The sequence below is a fragment of the Acidobacteriota bacterium genome (assembly GCA_028874215.1).
Taxonomy (GTDB): domain Bacteria; phylum Acidobacteriota; class UBA6911; order RPQK01; family JAJDTT01; genus JAJDTT01.
The window spans coordinates 1-5,719 of the sequence record JAPPLF010000108.1 but is presented as its reverse complement, the minus strand read 5'-3'; the positions used below and the strand labels follow the sequence as shown (position 1 = coordinate 5,719).

Annotated in this window: 4 protein-coding genes; all 4 read right to left on the bottom strand. The window is 60.0% G+C overall.

Annotation, left to right across the window (positions count from 1 at the left end; translation table 11 throughout):
• Positions 1-1,251, bottom strand: a 1,251-nt coding sequence (locus OXT71_21785; GenBank protein MDE2929027.1) for a restriction endonuclease subunit S, incomplete at its 3' end; no start/stop codon positions are given.
• Positions 1,248-2,699, bottom strand: coding sequence for a class I SAM-dependent DNA methyltransferase (locus OXT71_21780; GenBank protein MDE2929026.1), 1,452 nt, complete (start codon positions 2,697-2,699; stop codon positions 1,248-1,250). The genes OXT71_21780 and OXT71_21785, both read right to left, overlap by 4 nt.
• Positions 2,700-2,702: 3 nt before the next feature.
• Entirely contained in the window at positions 2,703-5,030 is a 2,328-nt protein-coding gene (locus tag OXT71_21775; protein MDE2929025.1) for a DEAD/DEAH box helicase family protein, read from the bottom strand.
• Between the two features lie 97 nt (positions 5,031-5,127).
• Positions 5,128-5,250, bottom strand: coding sequence for a type II toxin-antitoxin system prevent-host-death family antitoxin (locus OXT71_21770; GenBank protein MDE2929024.1), 123 nt, complete (start codon positions 5,248-5,250; stop codon positions 5,128-5,130).
• Positions 5,251-5,719 lie beyond the last annotated feature (469 nt).

The following is a 5,719-nucleotide window of genomic DNA, read 5'->3' as shown; positions in this document are numbered from 1 at the left end:
CTCAGCCACTACCGCACATCGTCCCATTTCACCCCGGCGGCCCATCACGATGTCGCCAGCACGGAGCTTGAAGTTTGCGAGTCTCTCCAGGGTGTCGGTCCCGACAGCCATTTTTCCCACCGGCACGATCTTCCCGTTGCGTATTGAAGCGGGGTTGACGACGGGTGTCCCGCCCATCTTGTAGTCACTCTTGTGAAGGGAACTACCGAACGGTCCGGTTTGCAATTCGACCACGACATCCGACAACCTTGCGACCGTCCAACCACTCGGTAGTCCGAAGGCGGGCTCGGGAGGCGACAGCGATTCTGTTGGTTTCCGTTTTCTGATCTTGCGAGCCTTCAACAGCCGTGCCTTCTCGGCCGCGATCAGCTTCAGCAACTCGGACGCCGGCTCATCCGACGGATCCTGCTCCACCAGCTTCCCCCGCACGGCAAGGTTGAGAATGGTCTGGCGCAGATTCTTGACCTGATCGGCTCGGGCGGTCAGTGCGGGCAGCGCATCGACGGCAAAGCGCGCGTGAGAACGAAACGTCGGTGCGTCGATTTCGGGAGCGACCAGACGGGTAAGACTAGCCCTGGTGAGCCGGTCGCGGGTGTCCTCCCGCGCCGTGCGTGTTTCCTCCAACTGGTCGCAGAGGGCCATAAGCTCATCGACCTTGGCAACGATGCGCTGCTGCTCGGCGAGGGGCGGGACACTAATGAGCTTGCTGTAGGCATCCGCGCGGCTGAGGCCAGGCTTGACACCCTTTCGTAGGTCGCTCAGATCAAGCGTAGCGAGAGAGAAGAACAGATAATCGAGATTAAAGAAACTTGGCGATTCTACATAGTATGCGACATCAGTCGTCCACGATGGTCCGTTACACTTGTTCAGTGCTCCTGCAGATCCCTTGCGGCCTACGATGACAGATCGTCGTATCGTCAATGGCGTGGTGGTGTAGCCTACAATCCCATTAGAACCGTAGACGGGCACTGGACCATCGTCTGCACGATCACTCACCTTCAACCCTTTCCCGTATCGGAAGTCAAGGATGTCCCCAACTGTCGTACGGCACCAATTTCCTGGAAGCCCCAAGTCGTTGATTCTGTTTCGCACAATTAACTCAGACAGTTCCGACGTCGGTTCGTCTGCCGGATCTTGCTCTGCCAACTTGCCGCGCACGGCGAGATCCAGCACAAAGCGGCGCAGACGTCCAACGGCGTCCGGTGCCTCGGCTACGCGGTCGTATAGGGCGAATAGGCGATCAGCATTCACCGCAACAGCGCCTCTGTCAGGATTCCCTTCAACTGGTCTCGCACTGATATCACCTCGGCCTCGGCGCGGGTCAGCTCCTCCAGGAGTATCTCGGGATCGCCAAGGTCCTCCTCCTCGGTATGAGGATTCTTGATGTCGAGGTTGTAGCCGCGCGCTGTGATCTCCTCGGCAGTCACCTTCCAAGCTCGTTCACCTTCCTCGCGGCTCTTACGTTCTGCCCCGCCCCACCAAGCGGCACAGTCCTCAAGATGCTCCAGCCGGATGGGCCGGGTCATGGAATAGGCCTTTTGGCCTTCGGGCACGAGATGTTCCCAGAACCAGATGTCCTTGGTCGGTTTTCCCTTCTCGAAGAACAACAAGTTCGTACCGATTGAGGCGTAGGGGCGAAACACCGAGTTCGGCAAGCGCACGATGGTGTGGAGATTGCATTGCTCCATCAGGTGCTCTTTGAGCCGCGTCTTGACACCCTCGCCGAACAAGGAGCCGTCGGGAAGGACCACGGCAGCCCTGCCGCCGGATTTCAGAAGCCGGATGATCAGGGCCAAGAATAGGTCCGCCGTCTCGCGTGTCTGGAAGTGCTTCGGGAAGTTCGACTCGATGCCGTCCTCCTCCTTGCCGCCGAACGGCGGATTGGTCAGCACGATGTCCACGCGCTCGTCCCGGCCCCAGGAGATGTAGGGACGCGCCAGCGTGTTGTCATGGCGCAAGAAGGACGGATCCTCGATGCTGTGCAGGAGCATGTTCGTGACGGCGAGCATGTGGGGAAGCGGCTTTTTCTCAACCGCCCGAAGGGAGGTTTGCATTCTCACCTCGTCCTCGGGCCGCTTCACGTACCGTTCGCGCATTTGCCGGACGGCGCAGGTGAGGAACCCGCCGGTGCCGCACGCTGGATCGAACAACGTCTCACCCGGTTTCGGGTCGATCATCCGGGCCATGAAAGAGGTCACGGCGCGTGGCGTGTAGTATTCGCCCGCATTGCCGGCCGATTGCAGATCGTTCAGGATCTGCTCGTAGATGTCACCGAAATGCTGGCGAGCGGCCAAGTTGTTGAAGTCGATGCCGTTGATCTTGTTGACGACCTGCCGCATCAGCTGGCCGGATTTCATGTAGTTGTTGGCATCCTCGAACACGTCGCGCACGACGCTGGCGCGAGGGCCGGCCCTGCGGGGAAGTTCCTTCAGCTTCGGAAAGAGATCGCCGTTGACGAATTCGAGCAGATCATCGCCCGTGATGCCTTCCGGGTCGCCGGCCCAGCTCCGCCATTGCAATGGGTCAGGTACGGGCGAACGGTAGCCGTCCTTGAGAACTTCGAGCTCCTGGTCCTGATCGTCGATGATCTTGAGGAAGAACATCCAGCACAGTTGGCTGATGCGTTGCGCATCGCCATCGACGCCCACGTCCTGGCGCATGATGTTCTGAATCGACTTGACGAGGGTGCTGACGGACATCTCTTACGCGATCTCCCGATAGAGAGCGGACTGAACATCGTGCACCGCCCGCGAGAAACCGGGCTTCCCACCGAAGGCGCGGACCAGTTCCAACGGTGTGCCGAGTCGGTCGAGGGGCGCGATCCTGAGAACGTTGGCGTCGTCGATATTGAGCATGCCCTCGTCCGCGTACTTGTCGAGCAACGCATCGAGCACAGCGCGGGCCTGACCTCCATATTTCGTGAACACGTTCCGCTTCTTGACGTTCTCGGCCCGCTCGCGGCGGGTCAGCGGTTTGGCGTCGAAGGCGATGTGACAGACGAGATCGAAGGGATCGAGATCCTTGCCCAACTCTTGGGCGATCACGGTCAGCGGCAGACCCTCGGATTCCATCTCATCAATGATCGCCTGCTTGCGCTCGGCGGCGTTCCATCGGTTCAGGAAGTCACCAAGACTAGCGAAGCGCCGGCGCAGGGCCTTCCTCGTGAAATCGCGTAGCGACTCGGTCACCAGCTTGCCGTGCCCGTCGAGATACTGCACCCGCGCGGCGAGGATGGCCACTTCGACGCCATCGACATAGACTTTCTTCTGTGGCCCCGGCGGTGGTGGATCCACTTCACCATTCCCGTCCGGGCCTGGATCCGGCTCATCGGGTGGCGCGATCGGACCGTCTTCCTCCGGCTCATAGATCTGGACCGGCTCGCCGTCGAAGTCCGGGTCCGCGAAATGACCCGTGGCCCCCCGGAAGTCGATGAGCGTGAAGTAGAACTTCTGTGAGTCTTCGTGCACGCGGGTACCGCGGCCGACGATCTGCTTGAACTCGGTCATCGACCCCACCGCCCGGTCGAGTACGATCAAACGGCACGTCTGGACATCGACGCCGGTGGACAGCAGGCGCGATGTGGTGACCAGGACAGGATATTTCGATTCCGGGTCGATGAAGTTCCCGAGTTCGGCTTGTCCAGCATCATCACCGCCGGTGATCCGCATGACGTAACGTGAGTTGCCCTTGACGAGATCCGCGTTCTCGTTAATCAGCGCCTGACGCATCCGCGCGGCGTGCTCCTGGTCGACGCAAAAGATGATCGCCTTCTGGAAACGATCGCCACTCTCCTTCAGGAAAGCCGTGACCTTTCGCGCGACGAGTGTCGTCCGCTCGTCAATGACCAGAGTTCGGTCGAAGTCCGTCGAGTTGTAAACGCGATCCTCAACTGGCTCGCCAACGCGGTCCACCTTTCCCTTCTCTGGACGGTAGCCCTCCACGTCACGATCGATATGGACCTTGACGACCTTGTAGGGCGCGAGGAAACCGTCATTGATGCCCTGCTTCAAGGAGTAAGTGAAGACCGGCTCCCCGAAATAGGCGATGTTGGAGACGTACTTCGTCTCCTTCGGCGTGGCGGTGAGACCGATCTGGGTTGCGGAGGAGAAGTACTCAAGGATCTCGCGCCACGCCGAATCGTCGGCGGCACTGCCCCGGTGGCATTCGTCAATCACGATCAGATCGAAGAATGTCGGCGAGAACTTCCGGTAGGTCTTATGGCGTTCCTCCGGTCCCGTGATCGCCTGATAGAGGCCAAGATAGACCTCGTAGGCGGGGTCGATGTGACGCGAGAGCTTGGTCATCGTGCCGCCGAAGGGGCGGAAATCGTTCGTCATCGTCTGATCGACGAGCACATTGCGGTCGGCAAGGAACAGGATTCGTTTCTTGCGTCGCGCCTTCCACAGCCTCCAGATGATCTGGAAGGCCGTATAAGTCTTGCCCGTGCCCGTGGCCATGACGAGCAGGATACGGTTCTGCCCTTTGGCGATGGCCTCGATCGTCGCGTTGATAGCGTTGACTTGGTAGTAGCGTGGCGTCTTGCCGCTGCCGTCCTCGAAATAGTCTTGAAGGACGATCTCCTCTGCTTCCGGCGTCAGGCCCTTCCAGGCCCGATATCGCGCCCACAGATCGGTGGGTGACGGAAAGTCTTCGAGAGAAATGTTCGACTCCAGCGGTGTACTGGCTCCTGTACGGTCGTGGAACACGAAGCCGTCGCCGTTCGAAGAGAACGCAAAAGGAACGTTCAGGATCTCAGCGTAATCCAGAGCCTGCTGCATGCCGTCGCCGACGCTGTGGGAATTGTCCTTCGCCTCGATCACGGCGATCGGGATGTTGGGCTTGAAGTAAAGGATGTAGTCGGCGCGTTTGCCCTTGCCGCGTGCGACCAGCTTGCCCCGCACGATGATGCGGCCCTGGGTGAAGCTCACCTCCTCTCGAATCTGCAACATCTCGTCCCACCCGGCGTTGCGCAGGGCGGGCGTGATGAACTTCGTGCAGATGTCGCGCTCGGAGAGGCTTCGCTTATCCATCAGGCTAAGCGGCCTCCCGTTTTGTTACACGTCATTCCCGTTCCACCGTTCCCAGGCGTGTCTCAGGTGTGTCGAGCGCCTTCAGCCGCTCGTATTCCTAGCCCGAGAGCACCACGACAACCGGCCGTCCGTGCTTAATCGCCGTGACGGGCGCGGCGCAGGCGATGTCGATGAGTCGGCCGAAGCCGTACTTCGCGTCTTTCGCGCTCAGCGTCCGCATGCCACTCCTACAGGTGATGGCAAACGTCAATCTTGGCCAATTTGGCCGACCGGAGCAAGGCAGAGAACTACTTGAACGTTTCCCAATTCGTTACCGGACGGTAAGGTCAAATAGTCTCACTTGTCTGTCGGCATTCTGCTCCAGCGCTTCGACGAGGTCCGGGTTCCCATTCCAGATCGAGCGTTCAACGAGATCCACTTTCCACCGCTAGATCGGCAATACTGATGGCCTGCGCTGGCCCATTGAGGATTGAATAAACGGGTTGTCAGAGCCGGTCGGATTGGAGACTTCCCGCCAGGGATATTTTTGAAGGGAGCGACCCCCCCAGGGGGTGTGGCGCAGATGTAAATTGCGCCACACCCCCGCGCCCGCACCGGGCAGGAAAAAGGGGGGGTCGCTCCCTTCCACCTCCGCTTTCCCCGTGCGGGCACGGCGGAGCCGAAAACATGGCCGTAACAGCATGAGCGAC